Source organism: Nostoc sp., from assembly GCF_036917375.1.
Lineage (GTDB): Bacteria > Cyanobacteriota > Cyanobacteriia > Cyanobacteriales > Nostocaceae > Nostoc.
The window spans coordinates 26527-49165 of record NZ_JBALDN010000005.1 but is presented as its reverse complement, the minus strand read 5'-3'; the positions used below and the strand labels follow the sequence as shown (position 1 = coordinate 49165).

General features: G+C 43.5%; 20 protein-coding genes. 14 read left to right on the top strand and 6 right to left on the bottom strand.

Annotation, left to right across the window (positions count from 1 at the left end):
* Positions 1-380: 380 nt before the first annotated feature.
* From V7K45_RS01390 to V7K45_RS01350, 9 genes are all read left to right on the top strand, one after another.
* Positions 381-2459 carry a phosphodiester glycosidase family protein gene (locus V7K45_RS01390; RefSeq protein WP_442941943.1) on the top strand — a complete coding sequence of 693 codons (2079 nt, stop codon included), beginning with the start codon at positions 381-383 and terminating at the stop codon, positions 2457-2459.
* 384 nt (positions 2460-2843) lie between these two features.
* Complete coding sequence (locus V7K45_RS01385; protein ID WP_292740138.1) at positions 2844-3263, top strand: cupin domain-containing protein; 420 nt, start codon at positions 2844-2846, stop codon at positions 3261-3263.
* A gap of 250 nt (positions 3264-3513) precedes the next feature.
* Complete coding sequence (locus tag V7K45_RS01380) at positions 3514-3837, top strand: HesB/IscA family protein (RefSeq protein ID WP_292776392.1); 324 nt, start codon at positions 3514-3516, stop codon at positions 3835-3837.
* A 132-nt stretch (positions 3838-3969) separates the two neighbouring features.
* Positions 3970-4353, top strand: a complete 384-nt coding sequence (rpsL, locus tag V7K45_RS01375) for a 30S ribosomal protein S12 (protein WP_012410236.1) — start codon at positions 3970-3972, stop codon at positions 4351-4353.
* A gap of 582 nt (positions 4354-4935) precedes the next feature.
* Complete coding sequence (gene rpsG, locus V7K45_RS01370; protein ID WP_069070112.1) at positions 4936-5406, top strand: 30S ribosomal protein S7; 471 nt, start codon at positions 4936-4938, stop codon at positions 5404-5406.
* 137 nt (positions 5407-5543) lie between these two features.
* The gene (gene fusA / locus V7K45_RS01365; RefSeq protein ID WP_334999654.1) at positions 5544-7622 is read left to right on the top strand and encodes an elongation factor G; all 2079 of its coding nucleotides are present in this window, start codon (positions 5544-5546) and stop codon (positions 7620-7622) included.
* 23 nt (positions 7623-7645) lie between these two features.
* Complete coding sequence (tuf, locus tag V7K45_RS01360) at positions 7646-8875, top strand: elongation factor Tu (RefSeq protein ID WP_069070114.1); 1230 nt, start codon at positions 7646-7648, stop codon at positions 8873-8875.
* 188 nt (positions 8876-9063) lie between these two features.
* Positions 9064-9381, top strand: coding sequence for a 30S ribosomal protein S10 (rpsJ, locus tag V7K45_RS01355; protein WP_008232935.1), 318 nt, complete (start codon positions 9064-9066; stop codon positions 9379-9381).
* 204 nt (positions 9382-9585) lie between these two features.
* Positions 9586-10233 (top strand): LON peptidase substrate-binding domain-containing protein, encoded by a 648-nt coding sequence (locus V7K45_RS01350; protein WP_094349488.1) that lies wholly within the window; start codon positions 9586-9588, stop codon positions 10231-10233.
* Between the two features lie 126 nt (positions 10234-10359).
* On the opposite strand, the gene pheA is transcribed toward V7K45_RS01350, so the two are convergent.
* Positions 10360-11235, bottom strand: coding sequence for a prephenate dehydratase (pheA, locus tag V7K45_RS01345; protein WP_334999652.1), 876 nt, complete (start codon positions 11233-11235; stop codon positions 10360-10362).
* Between the two features lie 466 nt (positions 11236-11701).
* Between pheA and V7K45_RS01340 the strand changes: the two genes are divergently transcribed.
* Positions 11702-12289: a DUF1997 domain-containing protein gene (locus tag V7K45_RS01340; protein ID WP_334999651.1), complete on the top strand. Its 588-nt coding sequence runs from the start codon at positions 11702-11704 to the stop codon at positions 12287-12289.
* Between the two features lie 160 nt (positions 12290-12449).
* Here V7K45_RS01340 and V7K45_RS01335 read toward each other — a convergent pair whose 3' ends face one another.
* From V7K45_RS01335 to V7K45_RS01320, 4 genes are all read right to left on the bottom strand, one after another.
* A complete protein-coding gene (locus tag V7K45_RS01335; RefSeq protein ID WP_334999649.1) occupies positions 12450-13106 on the bottom strand; it encodes a ribonuclease HII in 657 nt (218 codons plus the stop codon).
* An 8-nt stretch (positions 13107-13114) separates the two neighbouring features.
* Entirely contained in the window at positions 13115-15259 is a 2145-nt protein-coding gene (locus V7K45_RS01330; protein ID WP_334999648.1) for an Rne/Rng family ribonuclease, read from the bottom strand.
* Between the two features lie 940 nt (positions 15260-16199).
* Entirely contained in the window at positions 16200-18881 is a 2682-nt protein-coding gene (locus V7K45_RS01325; protein WP_334999646.1) for a TIGR03960 family B12-binding radical SAM protein, read from the bottom strand.
* 148 nt (positions 18882-19029) lie between these two features.
* Positions 19030-19359, bottom strand: a complete 330-nt coding sequence (locus tag V7K45_RS01320) for an STAS domain-containing protein (RefSeq protein WP_334999644.1) — start codon at positions 19357-19359, stop codon at positions 19030-19032.
* A gap of 471 nt (positions 19360-19830) precedes the next feature.
* Between V7K45_RS01320 and V7K45_RS01315 the strand changes: the two genes are divergently transcribed.
* Positions 19831-20031: a hypothetical protein gene (locus V7K45_RS01315; protein ID WP_094349495.1), complete on the top strand. Its 201-nt coding sequence runs from the start codon at positions 19831-19833 to the stop codon at positions 20029-20031.
* A 402-nt stretch (positions 20032-20433) separates the two neighbouring features.
* On the top strand, positions 20434-20574 hold the full coding sequence (locus tag V7K45_RS01310) for a hypothetical protein (RefSeq protein WP_334999642.1): 141 nt from the start codon (positions 20434-20436) through the stop codon (positions 20572-20574).
* Between the two features lie 156 nt (positions 20575-20730).
* On the opposite strand, the gene V7K45_RS01305 is transcribed toward V7K45_RS01310, so the two are convergent.
* Positions 20731-21096 (bottom strand): hypothetical protein, encoded by a 366-nt coding sequence (locus tag V7K45_RS01305; protein WP_334999810.1) that lies wholly within the window; start codon positions 21094-21096, stop codon positions 20731-20733.
* Between the two features lie 295 nt (positions 21097-21391).
* Here V7K45_RS01305 and clpS point away from each other — a divergent pair, with 295 nt between their 5' ends.
* Together clpS and V7K45_RS01295 are read left to right on the top strand one after the other, a co-directional pair.
* Positions 21392-21673: an ATP-dependent Clp protease adapter ClpS gene (clpS, locus tag V7K45_RS01300; RefSeq protein ID WP_069070124.1), complete on the top strand. Its 282-nt coding sequence runs from the start codon at positions 21392-21394 to the stop codon at positions 21671-21673.
* A gap of 45 nt (positions 21674-21718) precedes the next feature.
* Positions 21719-22543, top strand: a complete 825-nt coding sequence (locus tag V7K45_RS01295) for a CPBP family intramembrane glutamic endopeptidase (protein WP_334999640.1) — start codon at positions 21719-21721, stop codon at positions 22541-22543.
* Positions 22544-22639: the final 96 nt, after the last annotated feature.

Genomic DNA, 22639 nt, shown 5'->3' with positions numbered 1-22639 from the left:
TACAATATATACCCATTTGACAATTCCCAAATATTTTTGTTGTCTAGAATTTTGTCGCTTACCAGTTGCTGTATGTATTACTATTAACTAGACATTACTGAAGTAATAACAGTAGCAACGTTCATCTTGGATTAAATATCTTAATCCAATTTGGATAACCAAAACTACCGTCTATAGTGTGGTTAGAATTAGTGGGAGTTAAAAAGCTTGATTGCAGTGGCTTTTGCGTCTAAATAAATTAATGTGTGTCTAAAAGAGATAACTAGCCAATATATAGATTACCATATTAATTCAAAAATAAAGTCATGTTTCCTTTATATTTCCAAATAATTGGTTAGTTTAAACCTTGGGTAATAGTTTTCCAAAGTACCTAGTAAATTATGGTAAAAATGCCGAATTGTTGCCAATCAAAGATTAGCGATGGCTCTGCAAACGCCAAGGGCGATCGCAGATTTTTCCGGGCTACTGTGTCACCAATACTTTTAACAGTACTGTGCTTAACGACTACTTGTGCTACCAGCGCCCAAGAGTCCCCGAAAACCACCAAATTTATACCCAGGTTAATCTCACAATCACCTGCACCTCCTTTAACAGGTGTAGCATCCTCTGGGAATCAAATTTCCCTCAATGGGCGTACTTTACCTGGAACTTGGTTACAGCGGCCTGGAAAATCTGGTCAGGTGATAACTCATCTCAGTGACGGGGCATTTAGGCAATTAATTGGAGTAAATTTCTTAAACAGTAGTAATTCAGCAAAGCAACCAATACAGTGGTTTTCGTCGGTGACAACGCCACTGGTTTTATCTACCAGACTACTAGGAGCATATCGCTATCTGGATATTAGCAATTTTGCTCAAACATCTGGATGGGAAATCCGAACCAATGGCAACATTTTGGTGATTGCTACCCCAAAAACACAAATCACAAATATTGTTCAGAGCCAGGAACCTCCAGAAGCGAGCGCCCCTTTGCAACAGTCGCGGATTATTGTCGATTTAGATCGTCCCACTCCCTGGCAACTTGCACAAGGGTCAGCGATCGCAAAACCGCAAACTCCATCTTCCGATCCAGACACGCCAACCCCAAAATCCACTGCACCACCAAATAGACAGTGGACAATTACCTTGGATGGAATAGCCGCTCCCGTTTTGATAGAACGCTATACCCCCCAGCCACCACCAGCACCGACAGCACCACCAACATTGCTGCCAAACTTGCTCAAACAATTATTACCAGTTACACCAACACAACCAATACCATTAGCACCAGCCCCAACCCCTGAACCACTGATTCAACAAGTAGAGGTGGTGAAAAACCAAACCGTTATTAGTCTGAGCGTTCCCTTTGGTCTATCACCTAAAGTTAGTACTGTAGATAACCCCAATCGCCTGATTATCGACATTCGACCCGATCCTCTAGAAGAACGAGATATTACTTGGGCCCCAGGATTGCTTTGGCGACAGCATTATGTCAACTTAGGCACAGAACGCTTTCCAGTCGTCTGGTTAGAAGTTAATCCCCGCAAATTTGGACTAACCTTGAAACCTATGTGGGCTAGTCCTGATGGGCTTGCGGGTACTGCTCCCTTAATTCAAACAGCACAACGTTACTTAGCAGTAGCAGGAATTAATGGTGGTTACTTTAACCGTAATAACAAATTGCCATTAGGTGCGATTCGTCGGGATAATCAGTGGTTATCAGCGCCTATTCTGAACCGAGGTGCGATCGCTTGGAATGATTCAGGTCAATTTTACTTCGGTCGTCTCACCTTAGAAGAAACTTTAATTGCAGCAAATGACCAGCGCCTACCAATTTTGTTTCTCAACAGCGGCTACGTCCAGAGTGGGATTGCTCGTTACACCCCAGCTTGGGGATCAACTTACACGCCTCTGACCGATAACGAAATTATCCTAGTGGTACAGAAAGACCAAATTACTAATCAGCTACCAGGCGGCAAAGTTGGTGAGACGCCGATTCCCATTCCCCAGGATGGCTACCTGCTAACTTTACGCGCTAACGCTACTAGTGCTGCCTCCCAGCTACCTATTGGAAGCGCAGTAAGTATTTCCAGCGCCACTGCCCCGGCTGATTTTAGTCGTTATCCCTACATTATCGGTGCTGGGCCGCTATTAGTCCAAAATCGTCAAATTGTCCTTGATGCCAAAGGCGAAAAATTCAGCAATGCCTTTATTGCCGAAAAGGCTATTCGTAGCGGTATTTGCACAACGGCAACAGGGACATTAATGATTACTGCCACACATAATCGTGTCGGTGGTTATGGGCCTAATTTGGCAGAACATGCTCAATTGATGCAACAAATGGGCTGTGTAGATGCCCTAAATTTGGACGGTGGTAGTTCTACCAGCCTTTATTTAGGAGGACAATTACTCGATCGATCGCCTAGTACCGCAGCTCGTGTTCATAATGGAATTGGTATTTTCTTGCAACCACGAAAATGAGGGAATGGAAAACAGGGAATAGGGATCTTAATTATCAATGCCCAATGCCCTTCAGGAGTGCTGAGTGCTGAGTTGTGAATCTCACTTATTTACTCAGAAATCAGAACTCGGAACGGGTTAAACGCCCCGCTTCCGCTAAAGGAACTGTTTCGCCCAATGCCCCATCCTTTTTTAAAGTTTAGAACAAGCCGTCATTTTGCTTGATGAAGACTTGGTGTAGACATCAGAATTTTAGTAGTGATGGTTTACACCATAAGGTTTGATTTTGCTATGTTTATCAAAGTGCGACAAAATTGCTGATTTTCAAGGTTGCAAGATAGCGCCAGATTTTTATCAATAAATTAAGAGTACCAACGGTTTGTTATGTCTTCAAATGAGGTAACTATGGCTCGATATCAAGAAACTACACAGACTGAAACTCTACATCTACCTCCAACCATAACTTCCAGGGGCGTTGCTGCAACTGAATTACGTCCTTGGGGTGCTTTTACGGTTTTAGAAGAAGGGCGCGGATACAAAATTAAGCGCATCGAAGTTAAGCCTGGACACCGCCTCAGTCTACAAATGCACCATCACCGCAGCGAACATTGGATTGTCGTCTCTGGTACAGCTAGAGTAGTTTGTGGTGATAGAGAAGTACTACTAAGCAATAATGAGTCAACTTATGTACCCCAATGTACATCTCATCGTTTAGAAAATCCTGGCGTGATCCCCTTGGTCTTGATTGAAGTCCAAAATGGCGAATACTTGGGAGAAGATGATATTATTCGCTACCAAGATGACTATGCCCGTACCAAAGATTAAAACCAAAAGAACGCTATTAAAGCTCTAGCCCCAAAGCTGAATACATTTTTGTGTAAACCGTCTTTGTAAACGAACTACTACACCCCAGAAGTCCCTACCTAGTCAAGGTGGGGACTGAAGCATGTTAGTGTTATAAATGTAGTAATAGCGATCGCGCTCATGCCTTGGGTAATTTGGAATTTTGCACAAGCAAGGGTCAACCTATCTGTAAAATGGAAGATGGGGTATTCAATTGCAAAAAACGAGTTCCATGATTCATCTGAGTCAAGCAGCCGTAAGTGAGATTGGGCGAATAAAGTCCAAGCAGCCAAATGTCTTGTTTCGATTGGCAGTAAAACCAGGTGGTTGTTCTGGGTTCTTTTATGATATGTCCTTCGATGAAGCAATAAAAGTAGACGACCAGGTTTTCGACTTGGATGAGATTCAAGTGGTCATAGATGCCGCAAGCTTAAATTACCTCAACGGTTTGAGAGTTGATTATTCAGAAGACTTAATGGGTGGTGGTTTTCGCTTCCACAATCCCCAAGCGATCGCTACCTGTGGCTGTGGCAATTCCTTCTCCTTGAGTCCTTAGTGATTAAGCATTAATCAAAAAACAGATGTTCGATCGCTAAGGAAAAATAGCAATTGACATAAAGCCGTAAAAAAAGATATAATCAGGATTTGTTAAAACTTAGACCATAAGCAGCTTTACGCGCTGTAACTCATGCCAACAATACAGCAGCTAATACGAAATGAGCGCGAACAAGCGCGTCAGAAAACCAAGTCCCCGGCTCTGAAACAATGTCCCCAACGTCGGGGAGTTTGTACCAGAGTATATACGACCACACCAAAAAAGCCTAACTCAGCCCTACGCAAAGTAGCAAGAGTCAGACTTACCTCTGGATTTGAAGTCACAGCTTACATTCCAGGCATTGGTCACAACTTACAAGAACACTCAGTTGTGATGATTCGTGGCGGTCGGGTTAAGGATCTACCAGGCGTGAGATACCACATTATCCGTGGCACCCTAGATACAGCCGGAGTCAAAGACCGCAAGCAAGGCCGTTCCAAGTATGGAACCAAGCGTCCTAAAGAAGCGAAAAAATAGGATTAGGCGATTAATCGCATCCAACACGATTAATCGTCTACCTTAAAAACGCCCAAGGACAAAAGAAGGAGCGCCGTCTTTGTTCTAAACAGTAGTGATGAAGGCTGCTAAAGTCTGTTTCCAAAAATCAAGCGAGCTACATCTACACTAAGCGAGCAAGTGTAGAAGTTCTGAGGAGAAAAATGCTGTAATCTACAGCTAATTTCTCATCTGAACATTAAAGTTTATAATCTTGTCGCCTTGAGTATTTCGTTGCAGGTAGTAAGTCAAACAATTCTTGATTTTAGATTTGCGATAGCGTAGCGTTAGCGAGTTATCGAACGTCTTTTGGATTGGTCGAACCCACAAGGGAATTAGGCTTACAGACTTTTGATTTGTTCAGATCCTTGCGATCGGAATGTATACCAAAAACTTTTAATCCAAAATCAAAAATCAAAAATCAAGAATTGGCAGTAAATTAAGTCAGCCTTGCTGCAACGGTCGAAAAAATAGAGGAAGTCTGAGGGTTGGGTTCTACCGCTTTTAGTTTCCGGTGTCTGATAGCATATAATTTCGTTGCCAATTCCGAATTAAAGGTGAAGTATGTCTCGTCGTGGTGTTATTCAAAGGCGCCCAGTTCCGTCTGACTCCGTATATAACAGTCGCCTTGTGAGCATGATTATCAGACGGATCATGCGTCATGGCAAAAAATCACTTGCCGCACGCATTGTTTATGATGCATTAAAAACTATTGAAGAACGCACTGGTGCTGGTGCCTTAGAAACCTTTGAAAGAGCAGTGCGAAATGCCACGCCTTTAGTAGAAGTAAAGGCTCGGCGAGTTGGGGGAGCAACCTACCAAGTCCCAATGGAAGTGCGTACAGAACGGGGCACTACTTTAGCACTGCGTTGGTTGGTGCAATATTCCCGGTCAAGACCAGGCCGGACAATGGCTAGCAAATTGGCAAATGAGTTAATGGATGCTGCCAACGAAACTGGCAATGCCATTCGCAAACGGGAAGAAACGCACCGGATGGCGGAAGCAAACAAAGCATTTGCACATTATCGTTACTAAGTAAAAAAGCGATATATCGCCTTGCCGAAGTGGTATATCGTAGATTTACAAAAAAAGACGGTTTTCCGTAAAAGTATAGAATCTTAACAAAGAGTAATATACAAGATATCATGAGGCAAAAACGATAGGAGGCACCTGTGGCACGCACGATCCCGCTAGAGAAAGTACGCAACATTGGTATTGCGGCGCATATAGATGCGGGCAAAACAACAACAACAGAGAGAATATTATTTTACTCTGGGATAATTCATAAAATTGGCGAAGTTCATGAAGGAACTGCCGTCACAGACTGGATGGAGCAGGAGCGGGAGCGGGGAATTACCATTACTGCCGCTGCTATCAGTACCAGTTGGAAAGATCATCAAATTAACATTATCGATACTCCGGGTCACGTAGACTTCACAATTGAAGTTGAGCGTTCCATGCGCGTGTTGGATGGTGTAATCGCAGTATTTTGTTCTGTGGGCGGCGTGCAACCGCAATCCGAGACAGTGTGGCGGCAAGCAGAACGCTACAAAGTTCCTCGGATAGCCTTTATCAACAAGATGGATCGCACCGGAGCGAACTTTTATAAAGTTCACGACCAAATCCGCGATCGCCTGCGGGCAAATGCGATCGCCATTCAACTACCAATCGGTAGTGAAAACGACTTCCAAGGAATCGTTGACCTAGTACGGATGCGTGCGTATATTTACGCTAATGACCAAGGAACTGATATCCAGGAAACTGATATCCCGGAAGCATTGCAAGCGCAGGTAGAGGAATTCCGCACCAAGCTAATAGAAGCCGCGGCAGAAACAGATGATGCTCTGATGACTAAGTACTTCGAGGGCGAAGAACTTACAGAACAGGAAATTCGGACTGCCCTGCGTAAAGGCACAATTGCGGGGACAATTGTACCAGTACTTTGTGGTTCGGCATTCAAAAACAAAGGCGTACAGCTGATGCTAGATGCCGTTGTCGATTACCTGCCAGCGCCAAGTGAAGTACCGCCAATTCAAGGCTTGCTGCCCAATGGCGATACTGTTGAGCGGCGGGCTGATGACAACGAACCCTTAGCAGCTCTGGCATTCAAGATTATGGCTGACCCTTATGGTCGCCTCACATTTGTTCGTGTTTATTCTGGTGTCCTGAAAAAGGGCAGCTACGTTCTCAACGCTAGTAAGAATAAAAAAGAACGGATTTCCCGCTTAGTTCTTATGAAAGCAGACGATCGGCAAGATGTCGATGAACTGCGAGCGGGTGATTTGGGAGCAGCTTTGGGATTGAAAGACACCTTGACAGGTGACACGCTCTGTGATGATGGCTCGCCAGTAATTCTGGAATCCCTATTCATTCCTGAGCCTGTGATCTCGGTGGCGGTTGAACCCAAAACCAAAAACGACATGGACAAGCTGTCCAAGGCTCTGCAATCTCTCTCAGAAGAAGACCCCACCTTCCGTGTCCGTGTCGATCCGGAAACAAACCAAACCGTGATCGCGGGGATGGGAGAGCTACACCTAGAAATTCTAGTAGACCGGATGTTACGAGAATTCAAGGTGGAAGCGAATGTAGGTGCGCCACAAGTAGCTTACCGAGAAACAATTCGGAAAGCTGTGAGCAAAATTGAAGGCAAATTTATCCGCCAAAGTGGTGGTAAAGGTCAATACGGTCACGTTGTGATCAATTTGGAACCTGGAGACCCCGGTACTGGCTTTGAATTCGTCTCCAAAATTGCCGGCGGTTCAGTACCTAAAGAGTACGTTGGCCCCGCAGAACAAGGAATGAAAGAAAGCTGCGAATCCGGTGTTCTAGCTGGATATCCGTTAATTGACGTTAAAGCAACGCTAATTGATGGGTCATACCACGATGTGGACTCTTCGGAAATGGCTTTCAAAATCGCTGGTTCAATGGCGATGAAAGAGGCTGTGCTGAAAGCTTCACCCGTCCTCTTAGAGCCTATGATGAAAGTTGAGGTTGAAGTTCCTGAAGATTATATCGGGAACGTTATTGGCGACCTCATTGCTCGCCGAGGGCAAATTGAAAGTCAAAGCACCGAACAGGGACTTGCTAAGGTCGCATCCAAAGTTCCACTGGCGACCATGTTTGGCTACGCCACTGATATCCGGTCAAAGACGCAGGGTCGGGGTATCTTCACGATGGAGTTCAGCCACTACGAAGAGGTGCCTCGCAGCGTAGCTGAAACTATCATTGCAAAAAGCAAAGGGAACGCTTAGTTAAAATAAGGAAATGAGTATTCATGGCACGCGCAAAGTTTGAAAGGAATAAACCCCACATCAATATCGGTACAGTTGGCCACGTTGACCACGGTAAAACTACCTTGACAGCAGCCATCACCATGACCTTGGCAGCTATGGGTCAGGCTGTAGCTAAAGGCTACGACCAAATTGATAATGCCCCAGAAGAAAAGGCACGGGGTATTACCATCAATACCGCTCACGTAGAGTACGAAACTGCAAATAGACACTATGCTCACGTAGACTGTCCAGGACACGCTGACTATGTGAAGAACATGATCACTGGTGCTGCACAGATGGACGGAGGTATCCTCGTAGTTGCTGCTACCGATGGACCTATGCCCCAAACCCGCGAACACATTCTGTTGGCAAAACAGGTTGGTGTTCCCAGTCTGGTTGTCTTCTTGAACAAAGAAGACTTGATGGACGATCCAGAACTCCTGGAACTAGTGGAACTAGAACTGAGAGAACTGTTAAGCAGCTATGATTTCCCTGGTGATGATATCCCTATTATCAAAGGCTCTGGTCTGCAAGCTCTGGAAGCAATGACCAAGAATCCGAAGACCCAACGCGGTGAAAATCCTTGGGTAGACAAAATCTATGAACTGATGGATGCTGTAGATTCTTACATCCCCACACCTGAGCGGGATGTTGATAAACCCTTCCTGATGGCTGTAGAAGACGTGTTCTCAATCACAGGCCGTGGTACTGTTGCCACTGGTCGGATTGAACGGGGTGTAGTCAAAGTTGGCGATAACGTTGAACTAGTGGGTATTAGAGATACTCGCGCTACTACCGTAACTGGGATTGAAATGTTCAAGAAGAGTCTTGAGCAAGGTATGGCTGGAGATAACGCTGGCGTACTACTCCGGGGTATCCAGAAGGCTGACATTGAACGGGGTATGGTAATTGCCAAACCAGGTTCAATTAAACCTCATAATGAATTTGAAGGTGAAGTCTACGTTCTAACAGAAAAAGAAGGTGGTCGTAAGACTCCATTTTTCGCAGGCTACCGTCCCCAGTTCTACGTGCGGACAACCGATGTAACTGGTACCATCAAAGCCTACACCTCTGATGAAGGTAAAGAAGTAGAAATGGTAATGCCAGGCGATCGCATCAAGATGACAGTAGAATTGATCAATGCGATCGCGATTGAACAAGGAATGCGCTTCGCTATTCGCGAAGGTGGTCGCACCATCGGTGCTGGTGTCGTCTCCAAAATTATCAAGTAGCAAGCACCTTTTTGCTCATAACAAAGGAGCAGAGATGGTATTTATTTTGCCTCTCTGCTCCTTTCTCTTCCCTCTTATAAATAAGGTAATAGGTTACAGGGGACAGGTAATAGTTTTCTGTAACCGATAACTTGTAACCGTTAACCTGTAAATACTCCCCTAATTACGCAGAACCTGGAAAATTAAAGATGGCAACTCTACAGCAGCAGAAGATTAGAATTCGCTTACAAGCCTTTGACAGGCGCTTATTAGATACATCTTGCGAGAAGATTGTAGACACAGCTAACCGCACCAACGCTACAGCTATAGGCCCAATTCCTTTACCAACAAAACGCCGGATCTATTGTGTGCTGCGATCGCCCCACGTAGATAAAGATTCACGGGAGCACTTTGAAACCCGTACTCATCGCCGGATTATTGACATTTACCAGCCCTCCTCCAAGACTATTGATGCCCTGATGAAATTGGATCTACCATCGGGTGTAGATATTGAAGTCAAACTTTAATTTAGTCATTAGTCATTGGTCATTTGTCATTGCCAAAGGACGAAGGACAAAAGACAAATGACATTAGTATGAATATTTACACAGCCCTGAAGAAATATATCTCAGGGCTTTTATTTAGCTAGGAAACAAATGATAGAATGTAGATAAAGTACGGGAAAAGCAGAGAAAAGAAATTTTAAAGATTAAGTTTATACCAAAGTAACAATGACATCATCTTCTAAAATTGCAGTTCGCGAACTACCTCTGTTCCCGTTACCCGAAGTAGTTCTGTTTCCTACCAGGCCATTACCCCTGCACATCTTTGAATTTCGCTACCGAATCATGATGAACACGATTTTGGAAAGCGATCGCAGGTTCGGTGTTTTGATGTTCGATCCAGTCAAAGGTACAATTGCAAACACTGGTTGCTGTGCCGAAATTATTCATCACCAAAGGCTGCCAGACGATCGGATCAAGATGATGACTTTAGGGCAGCAAAGATTTCGTGTATTAGAGTATGTTCGTGAAAAGCCATATCGCGTTGGCTTAGTTGAATGGATTGAAGACCAACCACCGACTAAAGATTTGCGACCTTTATCAACTGAAGTAGAACAACTACTGCGAGATGTGGTGCGTCTCTCAGCCAAATTAACCGAACAAAATATTGAATTGCCAGAAGATTTGCCCGATCTACCAACAGAGTTATCTTATTGGGTAGCCAGTAATCTTTATGGTGTCGCGGCAGAGCAGCAATTATTGTTAGAAATGCAAGATACTGTAACTCGTCTAGAGCGAGAAGCTGAAATTTTAACTTCTACTCGGAATCACTTGGCAGCTCGGGCTGTTCTCAAAGATACATTTAGTGAAAAGTGAGGAGTTAAGAGTTAGGAGTTAAAAGTGAGGAGTTAGGAAGAAAAAACAAAAATAAAAGATCGACAACTTATAATTTATATTTCCTAGCTGATAATTGGTAAATCCTAAATGATAACTCTTAACTTCTTAAGTAACGGCGCCGATCGGTAAAACATTGTAAGCGCCAAGAATTTTTAAAATCTCTGTGTGGATGGCTAATTCTGCTAAAGCAGATTGCATTTGTGCGTCTTTGGCATCCGCTTCTAAATCCATGAAAAACAAGTATTCGCCTAGCGATCGCTTCGTCGGACGAGATTCAATCCGGCTGAGGTTAATCCCTCGTTGAGCAAATATTTGCAAAGGTTTGACCAATGCTCCGGGTGTGTTGGCAGGCATACTAAAAGCCAGCGATGTGTGACTAGCAAGCGCTTTTGTTGCTTGGTATCCAGCGTCCACCTCACCCTGACTTACTACCCAAAAACGAGTAAAGTTTTCTGGATTGTCGTTGATACCACTAGCAAGTATCGGCAGGTTGTAAAGTTGAGCTGCTCTACTAGAAGCGATCGCTGCCGTTGTTGTCTCTTGCTCTAATCGCTGTAGTGCTTCGGTTGTGGAATTGCTGGGAATAATCTGTACAGTTGGGAGAAACCGCTCTAACCATCCCTGACATTGTGCCAAAGCTTGTGGGTGAGAATAAACAGTTTTAATCCTATCTAAAGTAGACGCGCAAGAAATTAATGTATGGGCAATGGGTAATACCAAAGCTAACTGAATTCGCAAATTGTCCAACTGCCATAGTGTATCCATTGTGGTAGTCACACTCCCTTCAATAGAATTTTCTACTGGCACAACAGCCAAGTGAGCTTGACCATCAGCAACAGCGTGCAGTGATTGAGGGATGGTGGGATAGGGACATAATCTAGCTTCTACTCCCCTACTTTTAATTAGCCAGTTGACATAAAAAACAGATGCTTGCTCTGTGTAAGTGCCAGGAGGCCCTAAATGTGCGATCGATAAAGTCATACTTTTAGCCTTGAGTTACGAGTTTAATGCCTAAACAAAGATTATGATATTTTGCTTTGGCAAATATATCCAACATTTACTGTTACTAAACACTGTTATCTCTAAAATTTACAGATTAAAGGGATAGAAGGAAATATGTATCCAAGAAAACAAGTCATGGAAATCAGTCTTCTAGCAGATAGATTTCCTAGCAGTTTTTTTACTAAATCCCTCTGAAGATTTAAGAGTAATAATAATGGTTTATATCCAAACGACTAAGCATATTCTTGATTTTGTGTCAAGAGTTAAATCCTAGTTTATATTTCTTGAACTCAAGATAGAACGAGCGTACCAACTTTTTGCTGATTAATCTATAGCTAATAAGCAACAATCGTTTTTATAGTCAATAAATTTTGTAATTTTCTAATAATCAAAACTAAGTTGTTAAAAAATATTAAAATTAAGAAACAGATATTTTTATTAGCTCATGGCTACCCGGTTTACTGCCTCCCAATCGGTTGAAATCGCTGTTCCAGAGCAGCCTATTCCCATTCAGCACTACTTGCGTCAGCCTCAACGCCTGGTTAAGGCTTTGGTTGACAATAGTCGGATTCAGCAGCTTTCTGAGGAAGTATTTCGCTTGAAAATGCGTCCGCTGACTTTTATGTCATTGAGTATTCAACCTACTGTAGACATGAGAGTCTGGGCAGAATCAAATGGAATAATTTATTTGCGATCGCTAAACTGTGAAATTTTAGGTTTCGAGTATATTAACCAGCGCTTTGCTCTCAATTTAAAAGGCTATTTGTCTCCCAAAGAGTTTAGCACTGGCACTCGCCTGCAAGGGAAAGCTGATTTAGAAGTAGTGGTGGATTTTCCACCGCCGTTTTCTTTTACTCCTAAGCCGATTTTAGAAGCTACTGGCAATGGTTTGCTTAAAAGCGTACTGTTGTCGGTCAAGCAAAGGTTATTGAATCAACTTTTGACGGATTATCGCTACTGGGTGATATCACAAACCAAAGATAGAGGACTTGAGAGTGATAGTACTGAATTACCAATCCTGAATGCTGAGTAATTTGTTAACAAACAGAATTCAGGAGTCAAGAGCTAGAATACCCTTTCAGGGTAGCAAGCTACAGAATTGAATTCTGTAATTAGTAGAAGGTTTGTAGCTTGCTTCCCGCAGGTTATCCCCTACTAAACTAATTGATTCTGAATTCCGTATTCTTCTTCAATCACTCAACATTCAGACCTTTGATTTGGCAAGGACGAAAAGACTGACGATGCAGAGGCGACGGCCCGTATTGTTGCAAAGCCAGCAAATGCCGCTGGCTACCATAACCCTTGTTACACTCCAGGTTGTACATAGGGTATTTTAATGCTAGACGCATTACCAGATCGTCACGCCAAACCTTAGCGACAATACTAGCAGAGGCAATAGCGAGCGATCGCTCGTCCCCTTTAACTATTGTTTGTTGCGGCAATAGCAAATCTTTGATTGACTGATTGCCGTCAATCAAGCAAAGTTCAGGCTGTACCTTTAACTTCAGCACAGCCCGCTTCATTGCTAACAGCGTTGCTTGCAAAATATTTATCTTGTCAATTTCGGCAGTAGAAGCAAACCCAATTTTCCAGTCTATAGCCAGCGCACAAATTTGCTGCGCTAGCTGAGTTCTCCGAGAACTAGACAACTTTTTACTGTCTTTGATTTTAGCTGCCATCAGTATTGGCAAAGCGCGATTTGGTAAGATCACTGCTGCCGCCACGACCGGGCCAAATAAAGCACCTCGCCCTACTTCATCCACACCTGCAACCAACCCTGGAATCTCTGATAAGGTAGAAAACTCCAGCCAAGTGGATTGTTCCAAAGGCGTTGGTGATGTTTCTACCATAAAGCAAATTAATTATCCTCGATCGCTGAGGAACGACGGCGGCGGCGACGGCTGGCAGTGGCGCTGCTATTAGCTTCGCTTTCATCTGCGATTTCGTTCGCGGCGGCGGCTTTTGCAGACAAGCGTCCCGAAGGATTCACAGTCAACTCCGATGGTTCAGTTGTCTCTTCGATCGAAGATTTTTGTTCTGGCTCAATAACTTTTGGTGTCGGTATTTTGCTTGCAGTTATTTCAGGTGTTGACTTTTGGGCAATAGTGATTATTTCAGGTGTTGCTTTTTGAACAATAGGTGATTCTGAGGTTGATTCAATTGGGGTCGTTGGCTGTTGACCGGGCTGAATCACATTAATAATCACAGACTTAGTATTTTTCACCTCTTGCTCTAACTTCACCAAGGGAGATATTCCCATCAAGGCAAATATATCCTGTTCTTGGAGGCTCATTTCTACAGTTCTAATTTCCGGTGGTTCTACCACTGGCTTAACTGGTTCTGCTTTGATAATTTTAGTGCGCTCTACTACTCTTTCACTCCAGCCTGGTTTGCCAAGGGTGGGCGAGGGAATTTCTGGTGCAACTCCTAGTTCTGGTTCTACATCCAGGTCTAAATCTGGCTCGTTAACAAAAGCCAGGGGATTGGGAACAATCCGAGCTTCATCTTTTCCGTTTAACCCATTAACACCAATTCGACTGCGACGAGTGCGGGTACGGCGCTTATCATTCAGTTCTTGATAACTAGGATGATTGATTAGATTTAGGTTACTCAATTCCGAATCGCCCTCAAATGCTTCCCCAAATCCATCGTATGTTTCTCGTGGTTCCGGGATGCGAGCAGATGGCTGACGTGGTTCTCGGTGAGGCAAGGATACAAAACGTTCGCGCTCTGGTGTCTCTGCCGGTATTGGCAATCGGTTTTCGATTTCTCCAGGCAGACGCACAGTATGTCCTAAACCGCCACAGGTGGGGCAAGTTTCACCAAACAATTCGTAAATATTTTGACCCTGACGTTTGCGGGTTAGTTCTACTAAACCCAGTTCGGTAAGTTGGGCAATCTGGGGACGAGCTTTGTCTGCTTTGAGTGCTTTATTAAAGTGTTCGAGAACTTGTAGTTGGTCGCGTCGCGATTCCATATCAATAAAATCAACGACGATCACCCCGGCGATATTTCGCAGACGCAACTGGCGAGCGATTTCTGTTGCTGCTTCGCAGTTTGTCCACAAAACTGTTTCTCTAGCTGTTGCCGATCGCGTGAACGAACCAGAGTTAACATCGATTACGGTTAATGCTTCTGTCGGCTCGATGATAATGTAACCGCCAGAAGGTAGGTCTACTCTTGGTTTCAGGGCTTCTCGAATGGCAGCAGTGATCCGGAAGTATTCTAAAATTGGGGAGCGATCGCGATGATGGTCAATCAACAATCCTTGCGGTGTTTGACCGCCACTCCAATTCTGCAAGTACTGTTTGACGCGCTTCAAACCAGTACTAGAATCCACGACAATCCGATTGACATCCGCGCCGTACATATCTCGCAATACGCGCTGGATAAAGTCATCGTCTCGGTTGAGCAGTGCTGGCGCACGGGTAGAATGAGCTTCCTGCTGGATAGCCTCCCATTGCTTTTGCAGTAACTCCAAATCTTCCATAATCGCTTCTTCGGGTTTGCCTTCTGCTTCTGTACGCACAAGCAAACCCATTCCCGCCGGCTTGACCAAAATCGCCAGCGCTCGCAAGCGGTTGCGCTCACTTTCACTTTTAATCCGTCGGGATAAATTTACGCCCCGACCATAAGGCATCAGTACTACGTAACGTCCAGGTAAGGTTATGTTACCTGTGAGCCTGGGCCCTTTTGTCCCCGTTGGCTCTTTCATTACTTGCACCAAAACTTTCTGTTGTGGTGCAAGTAATTCTGTAATTGCCGCTGCGGTACGCTTGAGCTTCAATGGGCCCAAGTCGGTAACATGAATAAAACCGTTGCGCTCTGGATCGCCAATATTGACAAAAGCCGCATCTATCCCAGGTAATACGTTTTCTACTACTCCTAAGTAGATATCACCTATTTGATGATGACCCGTAGCAACAACGAGTTCTTGTATTTGATCTTCAGAAAAAACCGCAGCAATTTGGTGCTGCTCCGCGATGATAATTTGTTTCGGCATTCAATTTCCTCAAAAATTGGCAGCACTTACAGGTTTGAGGTTCGTTGTATCAAGTCCGGTTAATTACTTAATAATTCAAAACTACCTGCGTCTCCGCGTTAGTTTTAATTACCAATGTTTTCTCGGTTTGATATTATACTTTCGCTGCCCTCGCAACCCTCAAAAGGCGCTACTGATAATAAAAATTGCAAATCTGAGCTTCTAAGTTAAATAGCTATTGGCGCTCTTAAGAGCGTTTCTACGGCTGATTATTCCAGAACTGCTGCATATCGTTTAAGCAATTAAATCAACCGTCCGTGGTTGATTTGTGATGCAATACCCTCAAATCTTGAGAGTTCTGAGTTGAAAGTTCTAAATCCTGAGTGAGCATTTTAACTCAGGATGCTTTATTTGAGAGTAACCTACTGAATTCGTTAAGAAAAAGAAACTATTTCTATTTTCCATTCCCCGGATTTCTCTTAGGGTTATATTCAGATTCGCCAATCGCTAATCTGCCTTGAGCGGCTCTAGCCTAAGACAAGCAGCGCTTTGCGCGTCTCGTGAACGTCTACAACAAGTCGGCATAACCGACATCAGTTGCTTTAACTCTAAAAAAGTAATGCACTAGCTCTTGGGCACTACCTGGATTAGACATTCAGCAGTTGTTTAAAAGCATGGATTTAGAGAAGCTAACCGAGCCTGCTGTTAGTTACTGATTCACAAGGTAGCTATAGAGAGAGTGTGCATTCTTTAATCTGCTTTTGTTTGTCTAGGATAAAATCCTAGAAGTTGCACTCTAATATCTTTGCTTTCGCCCCCTGAATACCAGGGTAGTGAACCAGCTAATTCAATGCAGCGCCAGAAAATTTCTCTTCACCCTATTCTAACGCAACCTTGCTAAAAATCAATTCCTGTGAGCTGCCATTCTTAGGACAACTACTAGCAAGTTGCCCTACAGGGATTATACCCCTAAAATTAGCCGATTGCGGTGGATGTGCAGGAGTTGAAATTCTACACCAGCCACTGTCTCTAGCATAAACAGGATTTGTTCGGGACGCAACACCAAACCGTCTTGGCGATAGCTACCTAGATAACGGATTACAGATGACATAGATTCTGCAACGCAATTGTAGTTTTCTACTAACTCCAGTTCAAATAAGCGATCGCGCAGATTTATTAACTGGCTCTTGCCTGATTTAGTTATTTGCTCGTACCAAAGTTCCTCTTTTGCTTTGATTGTATCAATCCAGTTTTGCCATTGTATGGGTGTTGTTTCTGCAAGTGCTGCCACAGTAATTAAATACTCTGCGGACTCTAGCAGTTGGGTAGCGGCACTAGCTTTTAAATCTATTTGCTCCACATTATATATAGGTATGTCTGTGGGCATTTCATGAGCCAACTTTCTGAAGAAAGTATCAACTTCCACTGGCACAGTTAACTCAAAATCTGCAATTTCACCGCTGCTAGTAGCCCCTAGAGCCAAAGCAGTTGCTAGAGAAATGCGTGGCATTGGGTGAAACCCACCACTAAAAGCAATTGGTAAGCTTGCTCGCCGCACAACCCGGTCAAACAGACGGATTAAATCTAGATGGCTCATCAAAGCCATATTACCTTGTTTGCCAAACCAAACTCGCAGTCTTTGCGCCTTAGTTGTGTTAGGGACAAATTCGCCAGCAAATTTTGGGATAGCAGGTGATTCTATGACGATATTATGCCCAAAGTCAGTGCCACAGACGCCACAATGAGAACAACCTTCAAAAGAGCAGTCGGGTACAATTGCAGCTTCTAGAGCGCGTTGCAAGTCTTCTTTGAGCCACTTTTTGTCAATCCCGGTATCAATATGATCCCAAGGTAGGGGAATATCGAGGGAGTGGGGAGTACTAAGTGGGGTATTATCCTCTGCTTCTTTGCCCTTTTGCGTCTCTACGTGAAACAAATTCCATTCGCCATTTTCTACTTTGCGGTATTTCCAATCTAAATCGGCTTGGGCGATCGCAGATCCCCAAGCGCCAAAAGCTCGATCTAAATTTTCATACCAGGAATCCATACCTGCACCCAATTTCCAGGCAAGGCGGACTACTTTGCTCAAATTGCGATCGCCTCGTCCCACAAAATCTTCCATTGCCGAAATGCGGACATCGGTAAAATTTACCTTCACTGCCTTGATTCGGCGGAACTCTTGCCGCAACAGGTTTTGTTTGCGCTTAAATTCAACTGTAGAAACTGAGTGCCACTGGAATGGTGTATGGGGCTTGGGCGTAAAGTTAGAAATCGTCAGGTTAAAGTTTAGGGGTTTTCTGCCCTTACCCCGACATTCTCGCTGTAGCCAGCTTACCGTTTCCGCAATGCCCACAACGTCAGCATCGGTTTCACCCGGCAAGCCAATCATAAAATACAACTTGATTTTATCCCAGCCTTGCTCCCAAGCGGTTTTTACACCCCGCAACAATTCTTCATTCGTCAACCCCTTATTCACGATGTCTCGCATCCGCTGAGTACCAGCTTCTGGAGCAAAAGTCAGTCCACCTTGGCGCGTACCTCCCAGGATGTTGGCAATGTTCTCGTCAAATCTGTCTACCCGTTGGCTTGGTAGAGTCAGAGAAATGTTTTCATTTTTTAAGCGATTTTTGATTTCCATCCCCACTGCTGGTAGGGACAAATAATCAGAACAACTCAGAGATAGGAGGGAAAACTCATTGTAACCAGTTGCCCGCATACCCTGTTCAATTGCTTCTACAACCTTATCGGGTTCTACATCCCGTGCTGGTCGATTCAGCATTCCTGGTTGACAGAAGCGACAGCCACGAGTACAACCACGCCGAATCTCAATGGTCAAGCGATCGTGCACCGTTTCTACATAAGGAACTAAACCTATGGAATATGCTGGTATGGGAGTTGCAACCCTTCGCAGAATTCGTTTTGGCACGTCTGGGCGACGAGGGTGAACTGAGCCATCCTCTGCCATGTCGTAAAACTGAGGCACATATACGCCTGGTATCTGTGCCAAATCCAGTAACAGATGTTCCCGACTTAATCCTGCTTGTTTGCCTTCTTCTAACACCAAACCAATTTCTGGCAGCAGTTCTTCTCCATCTCCAAGGGCGATAAAGTCGAAGAAGTCAGCATAAGGCTCAGGATTTGATGTTGCTGTTTGCCCACCAGCGAAAATCAACGGAAAGGTCGACTGGGTATCAGTAGATTCTCTACCCCCCTGCCCCTCTGCCCCTCTGCTCCCCTGCCTCTCCCGCCACGTCAAGGGAATTCCAGCTAAATCCAACATTTCGAGGATATTAGTTGCACCCAGTTCGTAACTGAGGCTAAAGCCTAAAATGTCGAATTCTGTCAGCGATCGCTTTGACTCTACCGCAAACAATGGCGTATTAGTTTCGCGTAGTTTGGCTGCCAGGTCTTTTCCTGGGAGGTAAGCGCGATCGCACAATTGACGCGGTTGGGCATTCAAGATGTTATAAAGGATGATGTGCCCTAAATTAGATGCACCGACTTCATATACTTCTGGGTAGGTTAAAACCCAACGTATTGCTGCCGTATCCCAATCTTTGTGTACTGCTAACAGTTCGTTACCCAGGTAACGGGCTGGTTTTAAAATATCCGATGTTATTAATTTTTCAACTGCAACAACCACTGTGCTATCTTCTAGCTACCTTAATTACAGCTACCCAACCCCAACATTAGCATTGAATTAGGTCTTCTAACAGATTTTATCGTTGCAACTTACAACTCCTTTACATAAAGTCCGCTTATTGCCTGAACCTTTGTGCTTTTACATAAAATTATGTTTGGGCCAATTCGGCTTCAGCGTCTAATATTTCAAATACCCTATCAAGTTGCGTCAGTTCAAAAATCATTCTGATTTGTGGAGTAACAGCGCGAAGTTGACAACTTCTTCCTAAAGTAAGAGCCAGCTTATGTGTAGATAACAATGCCATCAACCCCGCGCTATCTAAAGATTCTACTGCTGCGAGGTCTACTACCAAGATGGAAATACCATTTTGCGCCAACGCTGTAGTCATATCTCGTTCAAATTCCAAGGCGTTTGCAGCATTTAAACACCCTTGGGGGCGAATAACTGCAATCTTGGGATAGTTAAGCACTGCCTGCATAGTTACATCCTATTAAGAATTTTGAAGCGTCAAACTAAGGATTATTTGAACATAAACTCTATTTTGTTGCATCGACCATACGTCTTAGCTCTCTTTGCTGAATCTTTATTGCTTTAGGATGTCTGTTTAAAGATTGTTATAATTCCAGGTTAAAATGTGTTTATGTATACTTTTTTTTTATCTCAGTTCAAAAACAATCAACTATAGACGGCCATAAAGCAGACAAATTATCAGTAACTATGCTGATAAACCTTGCTTAGTCTATAACTAAAGCTAATTTAGCCAAGTCTTAACGGTAGGTTAAATCTTACACTTTAGCCTTGCTGATGGCATACAGCAAAGTCATAGTGAATTATCTATCTAACTAACTAAATTGTGATATATATCACTGGTAAATTAGTATTTGGATCACTCTTTATACTGAGGCTGATCTGGGATGATTAGTGTCATATTACAGTTGGGTTATTACTTATGAGAACTCAGTACGCTATTCGTAAATTGGTAGAAAAAGCTCTTGACATTAAAAAACTAACTCCTGAGATAGAGAATGAAATTAACTCAGAATTGACGGAACTGGGTTACATTTCTGATGTTGATTACGAAGCCTTAGAATTATTAATGGCAGAGATGGATGCTGGGCGAATCCAGTTGGTTCCTAGTCTGGGATTTTAAAATAATTCATAATGACGCTCTTTCTACGTTCGTGCAGGGTGTCGCAGACAGAAGTTCTGTGTAGCTTGCTTCTCTGTAAGAAGACGAGGACTGCCTAACGTAATTCGTAATTAAATCTAGCAAGGGGGATAAAAGGGCGATATGATTTTGCTAGTATTTTTCGATGAGGTTGATTATTTCAATACTTAAAGTGGCGTAAACTGTACTAAAAAACCTCTACATTGTGCATTCTATCGAAAATCGCCATACAGTTCGCTAAACGCCTAAAAAAATTCCTCCCAATCTGTTTGCTGAATTTGTCCACAAGCGGAATGAACTCGTTGCTAAGGGAGTTGATATCATCAATATGGCTACTGGCGAGCCAGATAAACTAACTTCTAGTCTAGTCATATCCTTCAGGTGATGCATGAAGCGATTGACGACGGTACTAACCACAATTATTCACCTTACGACAAGGACGAAATAATTTCTGGTGCGAAGGATGTAGCAATCGAATTTCACAGTCTTCAACGTATGAAAAATGCTGGTATTCGCTACAGTTGAAGAAGATGTTGAGAATTAGAGACTGGGGACTGGGAAGACAAGGAAGACAAGGAAGAATTATTCAAGAAGTCTCTATATTGTCTATTCCCAATGCCCAATACTTCGGCTCCTTTCGACTCCGCTCAAGGCAAGTCGCTCAGTACAAGTGCCTAATGCCTAATCCCCAATCACCAATCTCTCTTGATAGGCTTGCCAAAGTTGGTGAATAAACTGATTAAGTTGCTGCTTTGCGGCTGAATCAGGTTCGGTTTTTGGTTCTTTTGCTAAAAGTTGGCTCAAGAAGGTAATTACTTCTGTGTCTAATGCTGGGCGAAATAAATTAGCAGGCCAAAGTAAGTCAGATGCGTCTCGCAAATCGGTAATTAGGGGTGATTCTTCTATGAAAGTAACCATTAATAAAGGACGCACCCAACACAACTGGCGAGAAACTACAAATTGAATGACTTCTGCATACAGGTTCCTGTCGCCATACTCTAGAGACACAATTTGTCCCGTTTGAAGAAAATCTAGGCTCATGTCCATCTTGGGCAAGGGCAAGGATTGTTTTGCTTGCAACTTTCTTTATCTTAAAAGTGAAAATGCGCTACGTTTAAGAAAAGCTTCTGTAAGATTAGGGTAGCACTCTTACGGCAGCCATGTCTTAGATGTGTGCCTTATCAAGTGGCTACGCAAAACTAATACAACCAATCCCTGCCAGCAAAGGGTTTTCCTAGCATAGTATATGAGCAAAAATACTATAGAATAGGAAAATAACTGTTGAGCGATCGCAAAACAGAGACTTTGTTGTAGTGAAGTAACGAGAAAAGAGCAAAGAGCCGTGTCAGTTGAAACTATTCAAAAGCCTTCCACAACCCGCAAGCTCGCGCCTCGGTATCGCGTTTTGCTCCATAACGACGACTACAACTCTATGGAGCATGTTGTACAGTCGCTAATAGCCACTGTACCTAGCCTTACCCAACCCCAAGCTGTGAGCATCATGATGGAAGCCCATACTAACGGGCTAGCTTTAGTCATTACTTGCGCCTTGGAACACGCTGAGTTTTATTGCGAAACATTGAAAAGTCATGGTTTAAGTAGCACGATTGAACCTGATGAATAGTCATTAGTCGAAGTATAGAGTATTGGCTAGTGACTTAACATTGGTATGAAAGAAAACCTTATCCGTTTAGCTGAACGCCCTGCCCCTATCAGGCTGGGCTGTTTTATTTTGACTTTACTGTTGCTATGGTTGCCATTGGCTACACCAATATATTTACTAGTACATGATTCAAACCTAGAAAGTATATTGACATTGGTATTGTTATATGCAATATTTATTTTTTTACTGAGATTATGGGGTAAATATGTCTACCAGCAGCCCCAAATTCTGCGGCATTATGGCTTAGAATTCACGCGGCAAAATGGTGTGGATTTACTGCGTGGCTTGGCTCTGGGGATAATTAATATTCTGATACTTTTTGGAATAGAAAGTTTATTGGGTTGGTTGGTGTGGCAACAACCGAAAGTTTTTTTATTGAAAGTTGTTTTAGAGGGTTTACTTGTTGGCTTAGGTGTTGGATTTGCTGAGGAATTGTTATTCCGAGGCTGGTTGCTAGATGAATTACAACGAGATTACAGTCTGCGTGTGGCACTGTGGACAGATGCAACTGCCTTTGCTACATTGCACTTTATTAAACCCTTGGAGGCAATTATTCATACACTGCCGCAATTTCCAGCTTTAGTACTGCTGGGGTTAACGCAAGTATGGGGAAAGCGTTGGCGGAGGGGACGCTTGGGTTTTCCAATTGGTTTGCATGGTGGTTTAGTTTGGGGTTACTACATTATTAATGTAGGTAAATTAGTGAAATATTCTGGCCAAGTTCCTGATTGGGTAACTGGTGTGAATAATAATCCCCTACAAGGAGTGATGGGGGTGTTGTTGATGAGTGTACTAGCTTTGGGGATACGAGGGCGAACAGTGAAAAATTAAAAATGGGTAATGAACTTGTAGAAAAATAAAATATCGGCTAAAAAGGAACTACATTAATATTCCATTTGGACAAAGTGTCAGACTTTAGCCAAAAGT